Origin of the sequence: Brevibacillus laterosporus LMG 15441, from assembly GCF_000219535.2 — a bacterium.
GTDB classification, from domain to species: Bacteria; Bacillota; Bacilli; order Brevibacillales; family Brevibacillaceae; genus Brevibacillus_B; species Brevibacillus_B halotolerans.
The window spans coordinates 3761348-3782025 of record NZ_CP007806.1; the positions used below are offsets into that span (position 1 = coordinate 3761348).

20 protein-coding genes are annotated in these 20678 nt (G+C 42.8%); 1 reads left to right on the forward strand and 19 read right to left on the reverse strand.

Features of this window, described 5'->3' with window-relative positions; genetic code table 11:
- Window positions 1-142 precede the first annotated feature (142 nt).
- The 15 genes from BRLA_RS16460 to BRLA_RS16530 form a co-directional block, all read right to left on the reverse strand.
- The gene (locus BRLA_RS16460; protein ID WP_003336790.1) at window positions 143-859 is read right to left on the reverse strand and encodes a thiamine diphosphokinase; all 717 of its coding nucleotides are present in this window, start codon (window positions 857-859) and stop codon (window positions 143-145) included.
- 472 nt (window positions 860-1331) lie between these two features.
- Entirely contained in the window at window positions 1332-2054 is a 723-nt protein-coding gene (locus tag BRLA_RS16465) for an amino acid ABC transporter ATP-binding protein (protein ID WP_003336789.1), read from the reverse strand.
- On the reverse strand, window positions 2047-2706 hold the full coding sequence (locus BRLA_RS16470) for an amino acid ABC transporter permease (RefSeq protein WP_041752648.1): 660 nt from the start codon (window positions 2704-2706) through the stop codon (window positions 2047-2049). Before BRLA_RS16470 ends, BRLA_RS16465 begins: the two co-directional genes overlap by 8 nt.
- Window positions 2707-2773: 67 nt before the next feature.
- On the reverse strand, window positions 2774-3586 hold the full coding sequence (locus BRLA_RS16475) for a transporter substrate-binding domain-containing protein (RefSeq protein WP_003336787.1): 813 nt from the start codon (window positions 3584-3586) through the stop codon (window positions 2774-2776).
- A gap of 540 nt (window positions 3587-4126) precedes the next feature.
- Window positions 4127-4774, reverse strand: a complete 648-nt coding sequence (rpe, locus tag BRLA_RS16480) for a ribulose-phosphate 3-epimerase (protein WP_003336786.1) — start codon at window positions 4772-4774, stop codon at window positions 4127-4129.
- The gene (gene rsgA, locus BRLA_RS16485) at window positions 4768-5667 is read right to left on the reverse strand and encodes a ribosome small subunit-dependent GTPase A (RefSeq protein ID WP_003336785.1); all 900 of its coding nucleotides are present in this window, start codon (window positions 5665-5667) and stop codon (window positions 4768-4770) included. The genes rpe and rsgA overlap by 7 nt, the downstream gene beginning before the upstream one ends.
- Window positions 5668-5685: 18 nt before the next feature.
- A complete protein-coding gene (gene pknB / locus BRLA_RS16490) occupies window positions 5686-7698 on the reverse strand; it encodes a Stk1 family PASTA domain-containing Ser/Thr kinase (protein ID WP_003336783.1) in 2013 nt (670 codons plus the stop codon).
- Window positions 7680-8468: a Stp1/IreP family PP2C-type Ser/Thr phosphatase gene (locus BRLA_RS16495; protein WP_003336782.1), complete on the reverse strand. Its 789-nt coding sequence runs from the start codon at window positions 8466-8468 to the stop codon at window positions 7680-7682. Before BRLA_RS16495 ends, pknB begins: the two co-directional genes overlap by 19 nt.
- Before the next feature lie 6 nt (window positions 8469-8474).
- Window positions 8475-9545 (reverse strand): dual-specificity RNA methyltransferase RlmN, encoded by a 1071-nt coding sequence (gene rlmN / locus BRLA_RS16500; protein ID WP_003342772.1) that lies wholly within the window; start codon window positions 9543-9545, stop codon window positions 8475-8477.
- A 194-nt stretch (window positions 9546-9739) separates the two neighbouring features.
- The gene (gene rsmB, locus BRLA_RS16505; RefSeq protein ID WP_003336780.1) at window positions 9740-11101 is read right to left on the reverse strand and encodes a 16S rRNA (cytosine(967)-C(5))-methyltransferase RsmB; all 1362 of its coding nucleotides are present in this window, start codon (window positions 11099-11101) and stop codon (window positions 9740-9742) included.
- A 4-nt stretch (window positions 11102-11105) separates the two neighbouring features.
- Window positions 11106-12059, reverse strand: a complete 954-nt coding sequence (gene fmt / locus BRLA_RS16510; RefSeq protein WP_003336779.1) for a methionyl-tRNA formyltransferase — start codon at window positions 12057-12059, stop codon at window positions 11106-11108.
- A gap of 4 nt (window positions 12060-12063) precedes the next feature.
- A complete protein-coding gene (gene def, locus BRLA_RS16515; protein ID WP_003336778.1) occupies window positions 12064-12543 on the reverse strand; it encodes a peptide deformylase in 480 nt (159 codons plus the stop codon).
- Window positions 12544-12592: 49 nt separating this feature from the next.
- Complete coding sequence (gene priA, locus BRLA_RS16520) at window positions 12593-15073, reverse strand: primosomal protein N' (RefSeq protein WP_003336777.1); 2481 nt, start codon at window positions 15071-15073, stop codon at window positions 12593-12595.
- Window positions 15074-15079: 6 nt separating this feature from the next.
- Window positions 15080-16336, reverse strand: coding sequence for a bifunctional phosphopantothenoylcysteine decarboxylase/phosphopantothenate--cysteine ligase CoaBC (coaBC, locus tag BRLA_RS16525; RefSeq protein WP_003336776.1), 1257 nt, complete (start codon window positions 16334-16336; stop codon window positions 15080-15082).
- 307 nt (window positions 16337-16643) lie between these two features.
- On the reverse strand, window positions 16644-17804 hold the full coding sequence (locus tag BRLA_RS16530; protein WP_003336772.1) for a hypothetical protein: 1161 nt from the start codon (window positions 17802-17804) through the stop codon (window positions 16644-16646).
- A 194-nt stretch (window positions 17805-17998) separates the two neighbouring features.
- Here BRLA_RS16530 and BRLA_RS16535 point away from each other — a divergent pair, with 194 nt between their 5' ends.
- On the forward strand, window positions 17999-18415 hold the full coding sequence (locus BRLA_RS16535; RefSeq protein WP_003336771.1) for a jacalin-like lectin: 417 nt from the start codon (window positions 17999-18001) through the stop codon (window positions 18413-18415).
- A 172-nt stretch (window positions 18416-18587) separates the two neighbouring features.
- Here the strand turns inward: BRLA_RS16535 and rpoZ are convergent, their stop codons facing one another.
- Genes rpoZ through BRLA_RS16555 form a run of 4 tightly spaced genes read right to left on the reverse strand, consistent with a single transcriptional unit; the run spans window position 18588 to window position 20589 of the window.
- On the reverse strand, window positions 18588-18791 hold the full coding sequence (rpoZ, locus tag BRLA_RS16540; RefSeq protein WP_003336770.1) for a DNA-directed RNA polymerase subunit omega: 204 nt from the start codon (window positions 18789-18791) through the stop codon (window positions 18588-18590).
- Between the two features lie 3 nt (window positions 18792-18794).
- Complete coding sequence (gene gmk / locus BRLA_RS16545) at window positions 18795-19439, reverse strand: guanylate kinase (protein WP_022584337.1); 645 nt, start codon at window positions 19437-19439, stop codon at window positions 18795-18797.
- Complete coding sequence (gene remA / locus BRLA_RS16550; RefSeq protein ID WP_003336768.1) at window positions 19432-19692, reverse strand: extracellular matrix/biofilm regulator RemA; 261 nt, start codon at window positions 19690-19692, stop codon at window positions 19432-19434. Before remA ends, gmk begins: the two co-directional genes overlap by 8 nt.
- A gap of 18 nt (window positions 19693-19710) precedes the next feature.
- Window positions 19711-20589 carry a YicC/YloC family endoribonuclease gene (locus tag BRLA_RS16555; RefSeq protein ID WP_003336767.1) on the reverse strand — a complete coding sequence of 293 codons (879 nt, stop codon included), beginning with the start codon at window positions 20587-20589 and terminating at the stop codon, window positions 19711-19713.
- Window positions 20590-20678: the final 89 nt, after the last annotated feature.

Here is a 20678-nt window from a genome sequence, read left to right on the forward strand (position 1 = left end):
GCCGGGGAAAAATAGAAAAACTTCATCACGTAAGAACAGTACCTGCCTACCTGATATGTATATGCGTCCAAAGTTCATTTGTTGCTAGTTTTTCTAGAAAAATCAATAGCAGCAGGTAAGAATCCAAAGCCTGTGTAAAGATTTAACAATCTCGGGCTGCGATCACAAATAAATCCCCTGATGCACGTTCTATTTTGCCATATTCACTTGCCCATTCATTACTAATCCCAATAGAGGAGCCAAATGCAATAGTCGCATCGGTCAATGGATAAGCAAAGCCTGTTAAATAAATGCCAGTCACCTCCTGCGAAGCTGGCACTAAGGACAGAAATTCACCAGAGTGTCCGCGAAGATTGACGTTTGGAAAATGATCGGATAACAGCATGACACGATTTTGTCGATTAACAATCTCCATCCAGACACCTTCACGATGCGCTTTTTTTAACAGTGATAAATTGGCAAGCGAATGATCCAATCTACTACCTACCGCCCCATACATTATGATCTTGAAGCGATGATCTGGATATAAATGCACGACACCATCCTCGCTATCTAGTGTAGCACTCAAATCACGCAAATGCTCTCGTGCAGCCTCCATAGCGATCTCTACGGCAATTTCCGTGTCAGTGGCATTCTTCATGGCGGAGAACTTTTTAATAGCAATACCTGCCTCCTGAAGCAGTCTAAGCCCCTCTTCCTGAATGGTATCAAAATCCCCCACGGCAATATGCGGGATCATCCCTCCTTCTAGTAAAGCAATCGCTCCCCCGTCCACTCCGATTAATAAATCCTCTCTCTCCATCTGCGGCAGCATATCGAGGTCTCCACCTGTGCAAATATGTATAGTAAAATCAATCATTGTGCTTACATTCCTTTCTCCAGTACGTGCCTCTTAGTAGTTTTTTTCATATCAAATTGTTTTAGCTCATTTAGGAAGCTACTCTATATTGTACGGTCGCTCCTAGGGGAAGTAAACGTAAGCCTAGTATAAAACCATTGAATTTATGTAGAATCTCAAACACTCCGATTTCGTACTCTTTGTCCTCGATATGCTAAAATAAGAGCCCTCTATGTTTCCTCCTTTATACAGAAGAATTCCATCTATATCTACTATTATTCCCCCTTCATTCTATTTGTTTTCTAATCATACGCATACGGACAATATATCGGAATACTAAAAATGTCACATCAAAAATCACTACTTTGAATACTACATTACCAATGGATAAGCATGAATAAAATTGAGTTTCGACACGAAAAAAGGTGCTGTCCAATAGGGACAACACCTGTCTTTTACACTGCTTTTTATTTCGGCGTTTTACTTCGGCTTTTTATAATACTTTTTCCAAAAACTGACGGGCACGTTCACTTGTTGGATTTGTAAAAAACTCCTGCGGGGAGGCATCCTCAATTAGCAACCCGCCATCCAAAAACAGTACACGATCTGCCACTTCACGAGCAAAGCCCATCTCATGTGTAACAATTGCCATTGTCATACCAGAGTTCGCCAGGCTTTTCATAACTTCTAAGACCTCTTTGACCATTTCTGGATCAAGAGCGGACGTGGGCTCATCAAAGAGCATAATCTCTGGTTCCATTGCTAAGGCTCGCGCAATCGCAACACGTTGCTTTTGCCCACCTGATAAGCTACTTGGATAGACCCCTGCCTTATCAGCCAGCCCAACGCGTTCCAAAAGCTCCATTCCCTTTTTCTCCGCAACCGCCTTCGTTAATTTTTTTACCTTGATTGGTGCGTAGGTCAGGTTTTGCAGTACCGTCATATGTGGGAACAAATGAAAATGCTGAAACACCATTCCCACCTTCTGCCGAATCTCTTGGATGTTTCCCTTCGAATTGGTAATATCCATCCCGTTGATCATTACTTGTCCCTTTGTAGGCTCCTCTAGCATATTCATGCAACGTAAAAATGTAGATTTGCCCGAACCAGATGGTCCAATAATAGCAACTACATCCCCTTTTTTAATGCTGGTACTGATTCCTTTCAGAACCTCCAGTTTCCCGTATGCTTTATGCAAACTTTCAATTTTAACCATTACGACGCAGCCTCCGTTCTAGCCATGTAGACAGTAGCGTTAAAATCATAACCAAAATATAGTACTGTAAGCCTGCAAACACTAAAGGCTCAAAATAAATATACAATTGACCCTTGACGACATCTGCACGGCGCAAGATTTCCGCCACTCCAATAACGGATACTAAGGATGAGTCCTTAAGTAAGGTAATAAATTCATTCATAATGGCAGGTAAAATGTTACGAATCGCCTGAGGAAAAATAATATCCTTCATCATGCGAGAGTAAGGAACCCCTAATGCCTTAGCCGCTTCCCACTGCCCCTTGTCTACAGCCAAAATTCCAGCGCGCATGGTCTCTGACAAATAGGCTGCGGAATTCAAGCTAAAAGCGAGAACCCCAGCAAATAAAGCTGGAATCTGATAATCGGTTAATTGCGGAATGGCATAATAAATCAATAAGAGTTGAACCAGCAATGGTGTACCACGAAAAATACTTGTATAAAAAGCAGCAAATATCTGTAAAGATTTGCTATTGGATATTTTACATAGGGTTAGGATTGTGCCCAGAATAAATCCGAAAAAAACCGATAAAACCGTAAATTGTAAGGTAATTCCCATACCCTCTAGCATGTAGGGTATATGTGGTGTAAGCACTGAAAAATCTATTGGTATGCTTGTATTCATGTTTTATGTTCACCTCTGCTTCATCATCTTGTCCCGTAAAAAAAGCAGACTGGGATTATTGTCCCAGCCACTTTTTAATCAGTTTGTCCATTTCACCGTTTTCTTCCATCTTTTTCAAGATTTCATTAAACTTTTCCACATGTTCTGATCCTTTTGGGAAAGCAATTGCGTAACCTTCTGTATTATTTGTTGTCATAACCGTTGATTGCAAACCAGGGTTTTTCTCCAGAAAGCCTTGGGCGATGGTATTTTCTACAACTGCCGCCGCAGATCGACCCGTAACCACCTCTTGAATGATTTCTCCCATTTTATTTAAGGAAACCACCTCAACCCCATTAACCTCTTTCGCAATCACTTGAGCGGCCTTTTCTTGCATAGAGCCAATTTGAGCGGCTAGCCGTTTACCTGATAGCTGTTCTGGCTTGGTTATAGGCGAGTCTTTTTTGCTCACTAATGTATTTTTTGCTTCATAATAATTATTGGAGAAATCTACATTCTTCTTACGCTCAGGTGAAGTGGACATCCCCGCCATTACGAAGTCTGCTCGTTTTGATTGAAGAGCAGGAACCAGACCATTAAAATCTGTATCCACTACTTTTAATTCATAACCAAGTTCCTTTGCAATATAAGTAGCAATATCGATGTCCATGCCTACAATTTGGTCATTGCCATCCTTTGTTTCATGGAATTCATACGGATAGTAATCCGCTGACGTGAACATCGTTAAGGTTTTAGCCGTTGCTTGATCTGTGTTTTTGTTAGCTGCATTTCCACTGTCCTGACTAGCAGAACCACAGCCTGTTAATAAAGAAACAGATAATAAAGTAGATAAGGCAATTGCTGCGAATGATTTTGTAGATTTTCTCATAATAATACCCTCCTGTATGAAACACCGATGATCTACGATGTGTGTAATCCAATTATTTACGAAACACTGAAAACTTATATTTATAATACCATATGTATAAAAATAAGAAAGTAAAATTTAATAATATTTTTTAAAACTTCATAAAAAGACAGTGCGTATCTAACCATAATTCTTGTCCTATCAGCTTACTTCAAATAAAATCTCCGTATAGTGTGCGATCAAAACTAATCATCTATTCACATATATTCGCCTTTATAACCTGCTCAAAACCAGCATTTATACATTTTTTCGGTTTTTATGCATTTTTTATGCATAAATATCTGTTCTTTATTAGGTCACCAAAGACAAATATGCATGTAAATATAAAATGCGCACCTTTAATCTTCAAGGTACGCATTCCTATTATGGATTCACACTGTAATATTTACATACTCTTTTCATTCTTTTTTTCCTATATTAAACGAATCCAAAAGCTCACAGAGATGGTCATAAAAAAAGGATGCTCCCTCCGTATAAAAATGAGAGAGTCATCCTTTTTTGTTAGCCGCGAATCTCAGCGATCGCCTTTGCTCGATCTGGTTGATTATAAACAGCAGAACCTGCGACAAGTACAGTTGCTCCAGCATCCTCACACAAGCGTGCCGTTTGAGCATTTACCCCACCATCAATTTCAATATCAACATGAGATAAACCACGTTCATTTAATAAATGACGTAGATCACGTATTTTTGGTAATACGCTATGTATAAATTTTTGACCGCCAAAGCCTGGGTTTACCGTCATCAATAACACCAGATCCAAATCCTCTAGCACATGCTCGATCGTGCTAATTGGAGTAGCTGGATTTAAAACAACCCCTGCCTTTACACCTTGTTCTTTAATGTGGTGAATAGTTCGATGTAAATGGCGGCAAGCTTCCTGATGAACAGTGATGTAATCTGCTCCACTTTTAGCAAATTGAGCGATATAGCGATCCGGTTCTTCAATCATCAGATGTACGTCTAAAGGAAGTTGTGTGACTGGACGAATCGCATCGACGATCAAGGGACCTATCGTAATATTAGGGACAAAATGACCATCCATTACATCTACATGAATCCAGTCAGCGCCTCCACGTTCTACATCTTTAATCTCTTCTCCTAAGCGAGCAAAATCAGCTGATAGAATAGATGGTGCGATTTTTACCATTGTTTGTTCCTCCTCAGGTATTCTCTCAACTCTTCCATGAACTGTAGATAATGTTTATAACGATGTTCAACGATTTCACCAGCCTGCAAAGCCGCTTGGACTGCACAGCTTGGTTCCGTTATATGCAAACATCCCCGGAACTTACACTCATCGCTTCGTTGCTCAAAATCACGAAATGCTTGCGCCAAATCTAGCTCGGTCATATTGATAAAATCCAATGAACTAAATCCAGGTGTATCCGCAACATAGCCACCTTCCTTTAATGGAAGCAGCTCTACGTGGCGAGTAGTGTGTCGACCGCGTCCTAGCTTTTGGCTGATTTCTCCCGTTTGTAGACTTATTCCTGGAAAAATAGCATTTAGCAAAGATGATTTCCCTACTCCTGATTGTCCAGCAAACACCGCTAGCTTTCCAATCAGCTCTTCACGGACTTGTTCTACACCACGCCGATCAAGAATGGAGGTGGGAATCACTCGATATCCCACCTTTTCATATTCCGCTACAAACCTGCTGCAATCTTGCTCTTCCAATAAATCTGCCTTCGTAATAACAATAATCGCATCAATGCCAGCATGCTCCGTATGCACAAGGAATTTATCCAACAGCAACGGACTCATATCAGGCTCCTTAGCAGAGAATACTAGGACAGCTAAATCAACATTGGCAATAGAAGGGCGAACCAGCTCACTTGTTCGCTCTTCTATCTCCATCACATACCCATCTCGATCATTTGGGGCCTCAAATACAACCCAATCGCCAACTAAAGGGGTAATCTTTGCCCCTTTCTTTTTAAACAAGCCACGAGCTCGACATTGGACGATTCGCTCTGGATTCGCTTGATCGGCCACGTAATAAAATCCACTTAATGCTTTTACAATTCGCCCTTCTGGCATGCATGTACCTCCAGCGTATTACGGATACGATTGATAATCAACATCTATGGTATTGATTGTTTCGCCATTCTTCCTAACCTCGATTTTTCCATTCGTCTCTGGCGATAAGATTACTTCAACGCTAAAATCAGCGCTTTCTGATATAGATTGATGAATGGGCTTTAGTTCCGTTTTGCGAGCATCATTTACAACGATTTCAATGGTTGCAGAAGGTACTTCGACAGGATCGTGCTCAACATGAACAGGAACACTTACAATCTTGGCATCAGAAGGCCATTGTCCATTGCTTATTACCATGTTAACCTTCGTACCTTCTTCGACTACAGTGTTAGCAGGAGGATTTGTGGAAAGGACAATACCTCTTTCCCGGTGTTCATAAGAACCCTGCTCTGATAATTCTCCCTCCTTTAGATTTACATTGTTAAGAGAAGCTTTCGCCATCTCCCAATGCTTACCAACTAAATCGTTTGGTACTTTTGTCCGTTTTTTCCCTTCACTAACCGTTAAGGTCATGACAGTATCTACAAAAGCAAGATTAACATTTGGCATTGGATCTTGAGTCATGACCTGTCCCGCTGGAACATCATTGCTTTCTTTCATAACAATCTTTACTTCCTTAAAGTTAGCTAAACGTGCTTTTTGTTCTGCTTCCTGTTGTGACATACCGACGTAATCAGGAGTCGGTAGCAATTGTTTTCCTTTACTGATCATTACAATTACTGCGCTATTTTCTTTAACGCGCCTTGTTGCCGCTGGATCTTGCTCAAAAACCTTGCCCTTGTCTTCGGCATTAAAGGCCTCTTCAAACGTAGCACTTAATCCAGCATTTTTCAGGGCCGTATCTGCTTGCTCTCTCGTCATTCCAATCACATTAGGTACATCTGTTTCTGGAACAGTGAGTATCTTCATTGCAAGGTTAAAACCAAAAATAGCCAAAACAACGAATAGAACAGCGATACCAGACCAAAGAAGGCTTCGCTTCCACCAGATCCCCTTTTTCTTGTTAGCCAAGTTCTCCTCCTCCTCTTCCTCCTCGTCTCTATATTGCTCCTCTGTGCTTGCCACCTTTTGAGGAGTGCGGGTAGGATAGGTTCTCGGTTGATAGCTATCTTGTTTATTTTTCTCCAGCATATCTGGCGTGATTGCTGAAATGACCCTTGTTTCTTCATCATCTATATCACTTGCAAACGTAAGCTTTGATTCATGACGTCTTTCTGTTGACAAGCACGTTTCCAAGTCCTCATACATTTCCCGTGCAGACTTGTAGCGCTGAAATGGGTCCTTAGCCAAAGCACGAATAATAACATTTTCCAAGCTTTGTGGAATAGCTGGATTTAATTTACGTGGTTCAGGCAATGGGTCTTGTAAATGCTTAAGCGCTACAGTAATGGGTGAATCTCCTGAAAATGGCAACGTGCCGGTAACCATTTCATACAGTACAATTCCGAGAGAATAAATGTCGGATTTCTCTGCCGTGATTCCTCCACGAGCTTGTTCAGGAGAAAAATAATGGACTGAGCCAAGTACCGAACCCGTCTGTGTAATCGTCTGTGACGTAACCGCACGGGCAATCCCAAAATCCGTTACCTTCACACGACCATTCGTTCCAATCATGATATTGTGCGGCTTAATATCGCGATGAATGATCTGGTTTTGATGGGCGTGATCTAGTGCGTCACACACCTGCATCGCGATTCGAACCGCCTCACTCATCATCATGCCACCTTGGGCGGTGATAATTTCCTTTAAGGTTGAGCCTTCGATATATTCCATCACCATATAATGAATATCATCGTCTTGCCCAACATCATAAACATTGACGATATTATGATGCGAAAGACTTGCTACCGCTTGCGCTTCTCTGCGAAATCTCTCTACAAAGTCTTCGTCCGTGCCAAATTGGGGTCTTAGCAATTTGACGGCAACGATTCGATTTAATACAAGATCTCTGGCTTTGTAAACAATAGCCATTCCGCCGCCACCAATCACTTCCTCAAGTTGATAGCGCCCACCTAGTCGTTGACCTTGCATTCTCCTCCCCCCTCTTTCTCACAGACTTGCGAAGGCTTCTTTTTATTACGTATGGCCACACAAGTAATATTATCTTCTCCCCCTGCATCAAGTGCATATTGAACGAGTGCGTCCACGCTTTGCTGCAAAGGTATTGGTTTAGCTAACCATTCCTCTATGATCTCTTCTGGAACTTTGTTGGATAATCCGTCTGAGCAAAGCAGCACAATATCGCCATCTGACCACTCAAACTGTCCCAGATCAATTCGAACATGATCCTCCGTACCTAGAGCTCTCATCAGGACATTGCGCTGCGGATGCAGGGACGCCTCCATTTGATTGATTTGCCCGCTTTTTAACAATTCCTGTACAAGCGAATGGTCCTCTGTATGCTGAATCAGCTCATTTTCCTTATAAATATACAAACGACTATCACCAATGTGTGCGGTGACACCCTCATCATTTCCTATTAGTGTAGCAACGACTGTGGTTCCCATCCCATTACACTCCGGATGTGCCTCGGCATACTCATATACCTCTTGATTAGCAAGAAGTAAAGCATCCATCAATAATTCTCGCTCTTCTAAAGGAGCCATGCTATGTTCAACTTTTTTCATTTCTTTTAAAATGCGTTCAACCGCCATTTTGCTCGCAACATCGCCAGCTTGATGACCGCCCATGCCATCTGCGACAACTGCAAGTACGCGTCCAGCCAGGTCAACTGCACAGGCATAAAAATCCTCATTAACTTGTCGGACGCACCCCACATGCGATTTCATCGCTATTTCCATACTTTATCACCCTGCCGTTTCTTTCGCGTGTTGCGCACGCAATTGACCGCAAGCAGCCGCAATATCACTGCCGTGCTCCCGTCGAATTGTAACGTTTATACCGCGATCGTCTAAAATGCGTTTAAAGGTGAAAATATCATTTTTAGCCGTGCGAACATAATCGCGTTCTGGCACGTAGTTCACAGGTATTAGGTTAACGTGGCAAAGCATATCGCCGATTAACTCGGCTAATTCTTCCGCATGATGCGGCTGGTCGTTCTGACCACCAAACAAACCGTACTCAAAGGAGATACGACGCCCCGTTTTAGCTATATAATGATGACAAGCTTCCATTAATTTTTCCAACGGGAAGCCGCGATTGATCGGCATTAGCTTGGTTCTTAGCTCTGTGTTAGGGGCATGAAGGGAAATAGCTAGGTTCACCTGCCCTCCACGCTCAGCAAATTCATAAATCTTAGGCACGATTCCGCTGGTGGAAACGGTAATATGCCGTTGACCAATATTTAATCCCCGGTTGTCATTAATGATGTTCAAGAAGGATAATAGTGGTTCAAAATTCTCAAATGGTTCGCCAATCCCCATAACAACTACATGACTTACACGTCCTTCATCTGCATCTAGGGCACGTTGGGCTTGCAATACTTGTGCCACAATTTCACCGGCATCCAGATTTCGCTTTAAGCCACCCAGTGTCGATGCACAGAACGTACAGCCAATGCGACACCCTACCTGTGTTGTTACACATACGCTATTTCCGTAATTGTGGCGCATGATTACCGTTTCAATGGCATGCCCATCTATCAGTTGGAATAAGAACTTGATTGTTCCATCCGCTGATTCCTGATGTGTAATTTCGGTTAGCGCATTGATGCGAAACTCCTCATTTAATTTATCACGCAAGGCCTTCGACAGGTTGCTCATCTCTTCAAATGCTGTTACTCGTTTCACATATAACCAGTCAAAAATTTGTGCAGCTCGAAATGCTTTTTCCCCGTTCTCTTCCAGCCATTGTTTCATTTCTTCAAGACGCAAGCTATAGATTAAGGGTTTATTGTCTGTAAATGACGTAATGTTCATTGTAAGATTCACCTTTTTACTAGTTGTAACTACATTGTATTTGGGGATAAGAAACAAACCCCATTCACTCATTGTACCCTTTGTGACGGAAAAGGAAAAGTGGAAAGCCGCAATTGCAGATTTCCACTTGACTTTTTTTCACATAGAGACCTGATTTCTGCCACCTGATACAGCCTGGTAAACCAGTTCGTTATTTATTTAGAAACACGCTTTATTCTGGCAATAAAGAATCCATCGCTAGAAAAGTGGTGTGGCAAAATCTGCACATAGCCCTTCGAAGCATCAATCTTTTCAGTTAAGCCTGTAGGCAAGTCTTCTGCCAATGATTTATCCAGCTCATACTCTGGGTGCTCGGCAATAAAACGCTCCACAACATCTTGATTTTCCTGAGAATCGATTGTGCATGTACTATAAACGAGGTAACCATCCGGCTTTAGTAAAGGAGCAACGCGCTCCAGCAAATCATATTGAATCTCAGAGATCGCTTTTATATCCTCTGCTGTTTTATTCCATTTCAGGTCAGGCTTACGGCGAATGACACCAAATCCGCTGCAAGGAGCATCTAGTAAAATCCGATCAAATTCACCCACGTTACGGTCTACTAAATCAGCCGCATCCGCTACCATTGTTGTGATAATCGTAATTCCTAGACGTTTCGCATTTTGTTCAATTAGCTCGCGTTTATGAGGATGGACATCGCAAGCAAGAATCTCCCCCTGATTGCCCATCAACTCTGCCATATGCGTTGTTTTCCCACCTGGTGCCGCACAAGCATCCAGAACTCGTAGGTTTGGAGTAAGGTGCAGGGCAGGGGCCACTAGCATAGAGCTTTCGTCCTGAATGGTGCAAAATCCTTCTTGAAACCAAGAAGACCCTGCTGCATGTCCACTTTGTAGCAAAAGAGCATCTGGCGTTAGCTCAGATTTTGCAGCCTCAGGGAATGCTTCCTTCATTTCTTGTAACAACGCATCAGCAGTTGTTCGCAAACGATTTACTCGAATGCTTGGCATAGGCGACTGATTATTGCTGTGACAGATCGCTCTGGTGGTTTCCTCACCATATTGCTTAACCCAGCGCTTGACCAGCCACTCTGGATGTGACTCGGTGACCGCAATTTGCTTTGTTATGCCTTTAGGTAGTTTTTCCCATGACTCTGGTTGGCGAAGAATATTGCGCAAAACCCCGTTGACTAATGAGGAAATCCCCTTGTGTCCGCGCTTTTTGGCAATCTCAACCGCTTCATGTACGGCTGCTCGATCGGGAACACGATCCAAAAAACGAACCTGATACAGGCTCATCCGTAATAATTGCAGGACCCAGCCCTGAAGCTTTTTTGTACCACCTTTTACAAATTGACCAATCACTTCATCTAACGTCATTCGGCGTTGAATTGTTCCATAAACAAGCTCCGTTACCAATCCTACATCTGCTTTGGAAAGGCCTGCTTCACCTAAAGCGTATTTCAATTCTAGGTTGCTATAGGATTGATTCTCTTCTACTCTCACTAGAACATCTAGGGCTACTTCCCGCGCTGTTGTACTTCTCGTTTTTGACACGAATCTATTCTCCTACTTTCGAACCTGAAGCAATTGAAGCGCCTGCACCGCGTAAGAAATCGTACACGCTCATACGCTTTTTGCCCTCTGGTTGGATTTCTTTCAAGATAATACTTCCCGCTCCACAAGCAATGATGAGACCATCCTCGGTTCGGCCGATGATGGTTCCCGGTGTAGCCAGTTGGCCAGCTAGCTCCACTACTTCGGCCCACCAAACTTTCCACACCTTGCCTTCAAAAGTCGTAAAGGCAACAGGCCATGAGTTCATACCACGCACCTGATTATATATTTCCCGCGCTGATTTATTCCAATCTAGTCGCTCATTCTCACGTTTAATATTAGGCGCAAAGGTAGCTTCCTCGTGGTTTTGAGGCTCTGGTGTGATCTCGCCCTTCAATAGTTTAGGCAACGTTTCGATCAATAAGTCTGCTCCGGCTGTCGCTAACTTTTCAAACATGCTAGCTGCCGTATCGCGTTCTTCAATCGGTACAATCACCTTCGAGATCATGTCACCTGCATCCAGCGCTTGTACCATATACATAATGGTAACTCCTGTCTCCTTCTCGCCATTAATAATGCTGGCGTGAATGGGAGCGCCGCCACGATATTTTGGCAACAAGGAGGCATGTATATTAATGCATCCATGTTTAGGAGCTTCCAATAAAGAGACAGGTAAAATTTGACCATAAGCTGCTGTTACAATCAAATCGGGACGAGTTGCATCCAACACACTTTGAACGGCTTCGCTCTCCCTAATTTTTTCCGGCTGATAAACAGGCAACCCGTGACGAAGTGCTAGCTCTTTCACCGGAGGAGGGGTCAGCACGCGTTTGCGGCCGACCGGACGATCTGGTTGTGTCACAACACCTACAACCTGAAAACCATTCGTGATCAGGGCTTCCAAGCTTTGTGTAGCAAAATCAGGGGTTCCCATAAAAAGAATACGAGTATCTTTCAAGACGCTAAACCCCTTCCTTGCCCTCTGTTGCAGGATATACTTTTTCAGCGATGTCAATGAATAAAACACCGTTCAAATGATCTAGTTCATGCTGAATGCAACGAGCTTCTAAGTCGTCTACTTCTAGCTCATAGAGATTACCGTCACGGTCTTGTGCACGCATTTTGACCACCATATGACGACGAACATCACCATGTAAGCCTGGAATACTTAGGCACCCTTCTGGATAATTGTCAAATTGCTCGCCACTAAACTCAATGATTTCAGGGTTGATCGCTTCTACATAGAAATCGCCGCAATCCATCACGAATACGCGTTTCGAAATACCTACCTGCGGAGCCGCAATCCCTACCCCGTTTGCAGCATACATTGTATCTTTCATATCATCAAGCAATTTGTGCAGGTTACTGTTAAATTTGGTTACCTGTATTGCTTTTTCTCTTAAAATAGGATCAGGATGGTTTACGATGTTGCGAATTGCCATAAAAAAGGCCTCCTTTATCTATATCCAGCATAAATTGCATTTGATCTGATTAAAGTAGCATCTGTGGGTCGACATCTATCGTGGACAACACTTTGTTTTGTTTCATCCAATCATCAAAATGTAGCGTAGTTTGCGCCAACAGATCAAATATTTTCGGTTCATCACGATATTTTAACATGATCTGAAACCTAAATCTATCTTTGATCCGGGCAATCGGTGAGGCCACAGGCCCTAGAACTACGGTTGTCTGCGCCAGCCGCGGCCGTAAATAAGCGGCATACTGTTCCGCAGCCCGAATCACCATAGGAACATCCTCATGGGAAAATGTGATCAATACTAGCCGATAGAATGGGGGATAACCCTTCTTCTTACGGTGGACCATCTCAGCTTGATAAAAGGCCTCATAATCGTGATGAGTTGCATGCTGGATGCTGTAATGCTCAGGTGTATAGGTTTGTACGACTACATCACCAGAGAGTTCATGCCGACCGGCTCGCCCCCCTACCTGGGTTAGAAGCTGAAACGTTTTTTCTGCCGACCGAAAATCCGGCAGATGTAAGGATGTATCGGCAGCAATTACTCCTACGAGCGTTACACGCGGAAAATCAAGACCCTTCGCTATCATTTGTGTGCCTAATAAAATATCACCCTGACCAGTGCGAAATTTGGTCAAAAGCGCCTCGTGCGCTCCTTTTTTGGAGGTAGTATCCACATCCATTCGAATAACGCGAACACCGGGAAATAATTTAGCCAATTCTTCCTCTACCTTCTGTGTCCCTGTGCCAAAAAAACGAATGTGATCACTTTGACATTCAGGACAATGCCTTGGCTGGGAAATGGTATAACCACAATAATGACAGCGGGCCGTATGATTTGTTCGATGATAAGTAAGTGAGATATCGCAATGCGGGCAGGCCAATGTATAGCCACAGGACCGGCACATGACAAAAGTAGAGAAGCCTCTACGATTCAAAAAAATGACAATTTGCTCCTGTTTTTGAAGCCGATCCGCAATCATTTGATGTAGGCTCCTGCTAAACATGGATCGATTTTGTTCCCGCATCTCTTCCCGCATATCCACCACATGCACTTTAGGAAGCGGCCTGTTCCCTACCCGCGACTTCATTGATAACAAATCATAACGTCCACGCGTTGCCAACGCATAGGTTTCCAAAGCGGGTGTGGCACTACCCATGATAAATACAGCATTATTCATCTGTGCTCGCCATAACGCCACATCCCTAGCATGATATCTTGGGGTCTCCTCCTGTTTATAAGAGCCCTCATGCTCCTCATCCATGATGATCAGGCCCAGATTACGAAACGGAGCAAAGATAGCCGAACGGGCGCCAACTACCACCTGTACCTGCTGCCGCAAAATTTTGCGCCACTCATCATAGCGCTCACCTTGTGACAACGCACTATGTAATACAGCTACATTATCACCAAAACGCCCCTTAATCCTCTCTACCATCTGAGGTGTCAAGGAAATTTCAGGCACTAAAAAGATGGCTTCTCGGCCCTTTGCTAACGTATGTTCGATTGCTTCCATATACACTTCAGTCTTACCGCTACCCGTGACCCCATGCAGTAGGAAGGAATGATATTCTTCTTGCTCAACGGAACGCAAAATAGCCGCTAAATTATGTTGTTGCTCCCGTGTCAATATATGCTTTGGCGGAGGTGAAAAAGTACGATTGGCGTAAGGATCCCTCCCTACTTCTTTCTGCTCTATCGCTATCCAGCCTTTTTGTTGCATCGTTGTAAGTGTGGAACGAGTAATAGATAGCTTTTCGATTACATCCTTGACTGGGTATGATGCCTGCTGTCCTTGTTCCTTCTGCTGATTCAACAAAAATTCAAGTACATCTCGCATACGATAGGAACGCTTGGGGATGTTCTCCATAAGCTCCCATGCTCGTACCTCATCTATTGCAAGCTGTACATGTGCTAGCTTTTTATGGGTTAGCCGATTTTTCACCTGATATTCACTAACAATTAATCCGTTTTTAATCCATTTCGGTATTTGTTTACTATCCACAGGGAATTGCTTGTCTGCTTCTGTTTGCAGCAGGCTTCCTTGATGAAGTAAATAGCGTAACATAGGATGTTTTTCTGCCAGTTCTTCATCGACTTCATCTGCAAGCATGTACCATTTTTCTGTTTTCCCTTTTAAAACAGCAGGCAACATCGCTGCAATGGACATAGTAAGTGGACATAAATAACGATGGCTCATCCATTCCGCCAATTGAATTAATTCAAGGGAGAGTGGAGGAACATCGTCTAATACCTTTTCCAGTTCTTTTATTTTGATCATGCCAGGGCCATCAGGATCATGATCTGCCTCTTGTCCTTGTATCAATCCGATGACATACCCTTGAACCTTCCTGGGTCCAAACGGTACAACAACACGACTTCCTACCGCTACCAACGGCTGTAACCACAGGGGAACAGCATAGTCATACGGTCGATTGGTCCGGGTTGCTGGGACATCTACAATGACTTTTGCTCTGATTTGATGATTATTCATGCGGCATCACGCCTCTTGAACCGCTACTTGCAGATTCTGCTTTATTACATCTATAAGTCGCTCTGCTACGTCCCGCTTACTCATTTTATCGAGACGAATCGGTGCTTGATCCTGTTGATAGATGGTCACAATATTCGTATCAACACCCATACCCGCACCTTCCTGCAACACATCATTTGCTACAATCATGTCCAAATTTTTACGGCGCATTTTATCTAGTGCGTGCTTCTCAACCTCCTGCGTTTCCGCTGCAAAGCCGACTAGCATCTGATGGGTTTTCTGTTCCCCTAACGTCCGAAGAATATCTGGGGCTTTTACTAACGAAAGCGAAAAGTCCTCACTCTGTGTTTTCTTGACCTTATGGGCATACACTTGTTCTGGGCGATAATCAGATACAGCGGCTGACTTAATCACAACATCGGCCTGTGGATAAACCTGTAGAACTGCATCCAACATCTCTTGAACAGACTCGACTGGGACAAAAGTAACTCCAGCAGGGATAGAAAGCGCTGTAGGTCCGCTAATTAACGTAACATCCGCTCCACGATCACGTGCTGCTTCTGCAATCGCATAGCCCATCTTTCCGCTCGAATAATTTGAAATATAACGTACTGGATCAATTTTTTCACGGGTAGGTCCTGCTGTCACAACGATTTTTTTACCTTGCAGGTCCTGTTGAGGTGCTGAATGTAATGATTTCGTAGTGGTCTCTTTCTGTTCAAAAAAGCGTATAGCCGCTTCTACAATTTCTTCAGGCTCGGCTAGGCGTCCTCTGCCAACCCATCCACAAGCCAGCATGCCCTCATTTGGCTCTACCATCGTCACTCCATAGGTGAGTAAACGCTGCATGTTGGCTTGTACAGCAGGATGATTATACATATTTACATTCATAGCCGGTGCTACCATGACAGGAGCAGTCGTAGCTAATAACATGGTAGATAACATATCGTCAGCTATTCCGTTTGCATATTTCCCGATAATATTAGCTGTGGCAGGGGCGAGTATGACCAAGTCAGCTCGATCTGCTACATCTATATGAGAGATTACTCCTGGAACCGGCTCTTTGAACGTGTCTGTATAAACAGCTCGATGCGATAATGCTTCAAACGTAATCGGTTGTACAAACTTACAAGCATTAGCCGTCAACACGACGCTTACCTTGGCTCCTGCCTGTGTCAATTTACTTGTTAAAGCTGCTGCTTTATAGGCGGCAATTCCACCGGACACACCCAGAACAATCTCTTTATGTTGTAAGATACTCATGGTACAGCTCCTTTCACGCCAACCTACGCAAAAAAACAACCTTCAAAAAGTGGTTGAGCGTTTTGCATTCATTACAGTTATCGTAAAAATTTTATTGTTATATTGGCTTTCTCTGCTTTCGAGTATATATTTTTTATAGCCTTTTGTAACCTCTTTTGCCTATTTTGGTCTTAAATTTGCCCCATTTGTACAATCCCTTCTCGACCATCAAGAAGCCATTTCTTCCCCTATCATTAACCTGCTCCTCCAAGAATAATCACAAAAAGCCCCTGCATGACCGCAAAGGCTTTTCATTTGTTTATCTATACTATTTAGAACCATCATTCACATAAATTGTAAAAATATCACCATTACCATTAACCCCTATTTTTAGCGCATCTTGCTTATCTGGAAGAGAAAATTGAATCATACTCCCTTTTTGATTATTGTAATTCATACCGCCATAGGTCCAGTCCATAACCTCTTGAATTTTATACGCTTGCGCCTTCTCTTTGTCAAAACTTTGGAGAAATTGAGTCGCTTTTTGCTTAGCGATATCTGGAGCAGGGATTTTATCGGATAACGTCGGATAATCTAACAATTTCAATTGGCCATTCTTTTTGATAGCGATGGTAGCAACGTTAAGTGACCCCCAGCCTTGATCTGGTGTATGTTTTAGAGTCACGTTAAATGTTTGATTATGATATTCATACGTAACATTCTTAAGTGGGAATGTTTTAAAATGAGACAAAGTAGCTATTACTTTATCATAGGTAACCTGGGCAGGCTGAGAAAGGATATCATCCTGCATTTCACGTGTATTCAAGTCTGCACCGTACCACTTATCAAAGGTTGTTGGTTTCGTTTCAATCCGATATACGCCGATACCTCCATCGTCCGCAAAGGTAATAGACGCGTATGTAGCCATTTTCCCATTACCCTCGATAGGAGATTTCACATTAACAATAGGTGGACGCGTTTTACCCGGAGCATCGCGATCAGGTTCGCGCCAAATTGAAATGATCTGATAGTTTTTCGCTTTCGCTCCGTACAAATTCTGTAGCAATGTAGTTGCTTTCTCTTTTGCTTGCTCATCTGTAATAGCCTTTTTGTCTCCAGTAGATGTTTTATATCGATAATCTCCTTCCCTATCCACTCCAGCTGGTTCCATAAGCCAGAATCTATACAGTTGATTCGTTTCCTTATTGATTTCTATCGAGAGAGAAGGCGTACCCGGACCATTTTTACTCAGCGTCACCTTTACCAAGTCACTCCACTCATAATTTTCCAGGTTCACCTTGTGATAGTCCTTAACCTTTGGAAACATAAGTGCTATTTTTTCCTGCCATTGACTTGCGACCTTTGTGTACTTATCCATCTCCACCTTCTGCGTGACGACATTTCCCTTTGCATCGACAGCCTCTAGCGGTATTGCTGATAACAGGCTGATTATTGCTGCCGTGGCTGTAAGCCTATGAAATGTATTCATTTTGTACCCTCCTGATTTCTATTGCGAATTTTTGTATCCTACATTAGTCACAGAAAAAGTAAAAAGGTTACAGTTTGCTTGTAAAAATAACAATAAATCCGTAATTCATAACGTTGAAAATTTACGTATAAATTACATTTATTGGAATATATTTACATTGATTCAAAGTTGATTTCCCAAAGGAGTGATCAGGTATGTCGTGGAGAAAATCTACACAATTTGGCGGCGACGGCGGTAGCCCCTTTAGTGATGATCTCACTAACGTAAAAAGATTAGCAGGCTTCTATATCCGTCACGGCAGTAGAATCGATGCTATTCAGGGGATTTATGAGTATTCAGACGGGAGAAGAACCCCACAAGGCTTCCATGGGGGATACGGAGGCTCTCATAACATTGTTTTCTTTGAAAATGATGAGTATATCATCCAAATTACCGGGCGTACCGATAGACGAGTAGATCAACTTACCTTTACGACAAATAAGCGTACGTATGGTCCTTACGGCGGGGATGGGGGCAATCCCTTTGAGATTGACGCCGCACATATAAGCGGCTTCTTCGGAAGATCTGCTAGTGAGCTTGATGCGATAGGCTTTTTTATACCTACAGTCTAAACATACATTTTTTAACGTTATCATTCACTTGATAACGTTTTTTTCATACTCACCAACTTTTGATGGATGCAAGTCGTAAAAAAGCAAAAAGCTCCCTTTATGTAACGAACATAAAGGGAGCTTGTCGGTCTAAAACGAGCCTGTACCTATTACTTTTCCACTTTTTTTCGGATTATTTTACTGCTGGCGTCTCGTACAATAATTTGTCTGAGATGATTTCCTCTAACGATTGCCCAACAAATTTTTTCGAGAAAGGTTTTTCTACTTGCATATCATTGTCTTCACGAAGCTGACGTGCACGCTTGGAAGCGAGTGTCACCAATGTGTATTTACTACCTACTTTGTCTACAAGTTTATCAATCGATGGATATAACATGTATTATACCTCCTTAAGCCATTTCAAAAATTTATGAACCTGACGATCTTTTTTCAAATGCTCGGCAGTTACAATGGATTTGATCTTTTCACATGCATGTGAGATTTCATCATTAACGACAACATAATCATAATGATCCATCATCTCAATCTCAGTACGTGCCATCGCCATCCGATTCTTAATGGATTCTTCCGTTTCCGTACCACGTCCAACAATGCGGTTTTGTAACTCTTCCAGATCAGGAGGTGCTAAGAATAAGAAAATGCCTTGCGGGAATTTTTCTTTTACCTGCATGGCTCCTTGCACTTCAATTTCCAGGATGACATCTCGTCCAGTAGCGAGTGTGTCTTCTACAAAACGTCTAGGCGTTCCATAGTAGTTACCAACATACTCTGCCCATTCGAGAAGCTCATCTTCTTTCATCATACGCTTAAACTCTTCTTTTTCTTTAAAGAAATAGTTTACCCCATCCACTTCGTTCACACGCGGTTGTCTGGTTGTCGCAGATACAGAGTAGATAAGGTCCGGCATGTATTCTCGAAGTGCTTTACAAACCGTTCCTTTACCCACTCCAGATGGCCCCGACAAAACTAACAGAAGGCCGTGGTCCTTATCCATAATCTTTGTTTCAACTCCTACCTTATTCATCAGACTCGTCATCTTTATTGGTTAGACGTTGGGCAACCGTTTCTGGTTGTACCGCTGATAAAATGACATGATCACTATCTGTGATAATCACAGCACGCGTTCTGCGTCCGTACGTAGCATCAACAAGCATGTTGCGATCCCTTGCTTCTTGAATAATTCGTTTAATTGGTGCGGATTCAGGACTTACAATCGAAATAATGCGACTTGCATTCACGATATTTCCAAACCCGATATTTATCAACTTAATCCCCATAGAGATTGGCACCCTTCCTCACTCAACGTTCTGCACTTGTTCTCTCATTTTTTCCAGTTCGGTCTTCACTTCAACTGCCAAGCGCTGAATCTGTAAATGATTCGCTTTTGACGCGATTGTATTAGCCTCTCTGTTCATTTCCTGCAATAGAAAGTCCAATTTGCGTCCAATAATCTCCGAGCTATGTATCTGTTCCAAAAATTGCTCACAATGGCTTAACAAACGCGTAATTTCTTCGGAGATATCAGCCTTTTCAGCAAACAATGCCACCTCTTGAAAGATTTTAGATTCATCTAGCATATGATCTTCCATAATTTCATCAAGGCGATTTTTCAAGCGATTGCGATACTGCTCTCTTACTTCAGGAGCAATATCCTGCAAAGTGTGGGTCGTTGACTTAATGTATTCGAGGCGTCGGATCAGATCAAGCTGCAGGAGATTCCCCTCAGTACTCTTCATAACATAGAGCTCTGCCAACGCAGCATCTGTAGCCTCATCTAATAGCTGTTCTACCTCTTCATCAGAAAGCTCAGGTACACTGGCTTCAATTAATACGCCAGGCATACGCATTAGATCTTTCACATGAAGGGTCTCAGGCAAACCAAAGCGCTCCACTAGCTGATTGGCCGCCGTAACATAAAATTGCGCTGTATTCCAATCAACCTGAACCTCGGAAGACTCGTCCCGAACGGCTTCTAGCGAGACGGTGACATCCACTCGCCCACGGCGCACTTTCGTTGCAATCCGCTTTTTCACTCGTTCCTCATGCATGGTCCATATTTTTGGCAACCGAACAATAATCTCACAAAAACGATGATTAACCGAGCGCATTTCCACCGTTAAACGCATAGATCCACGTTCTATTTCTTTTCGGCCGTAGCCTGTCATAGAAATCATCTGGTTCCACCCACAGACATAAAATCGTTAATTTATTATAGGAGAGAATACAGTCTAGTGTCAACTTGACTCCCCATTACAAAATTACT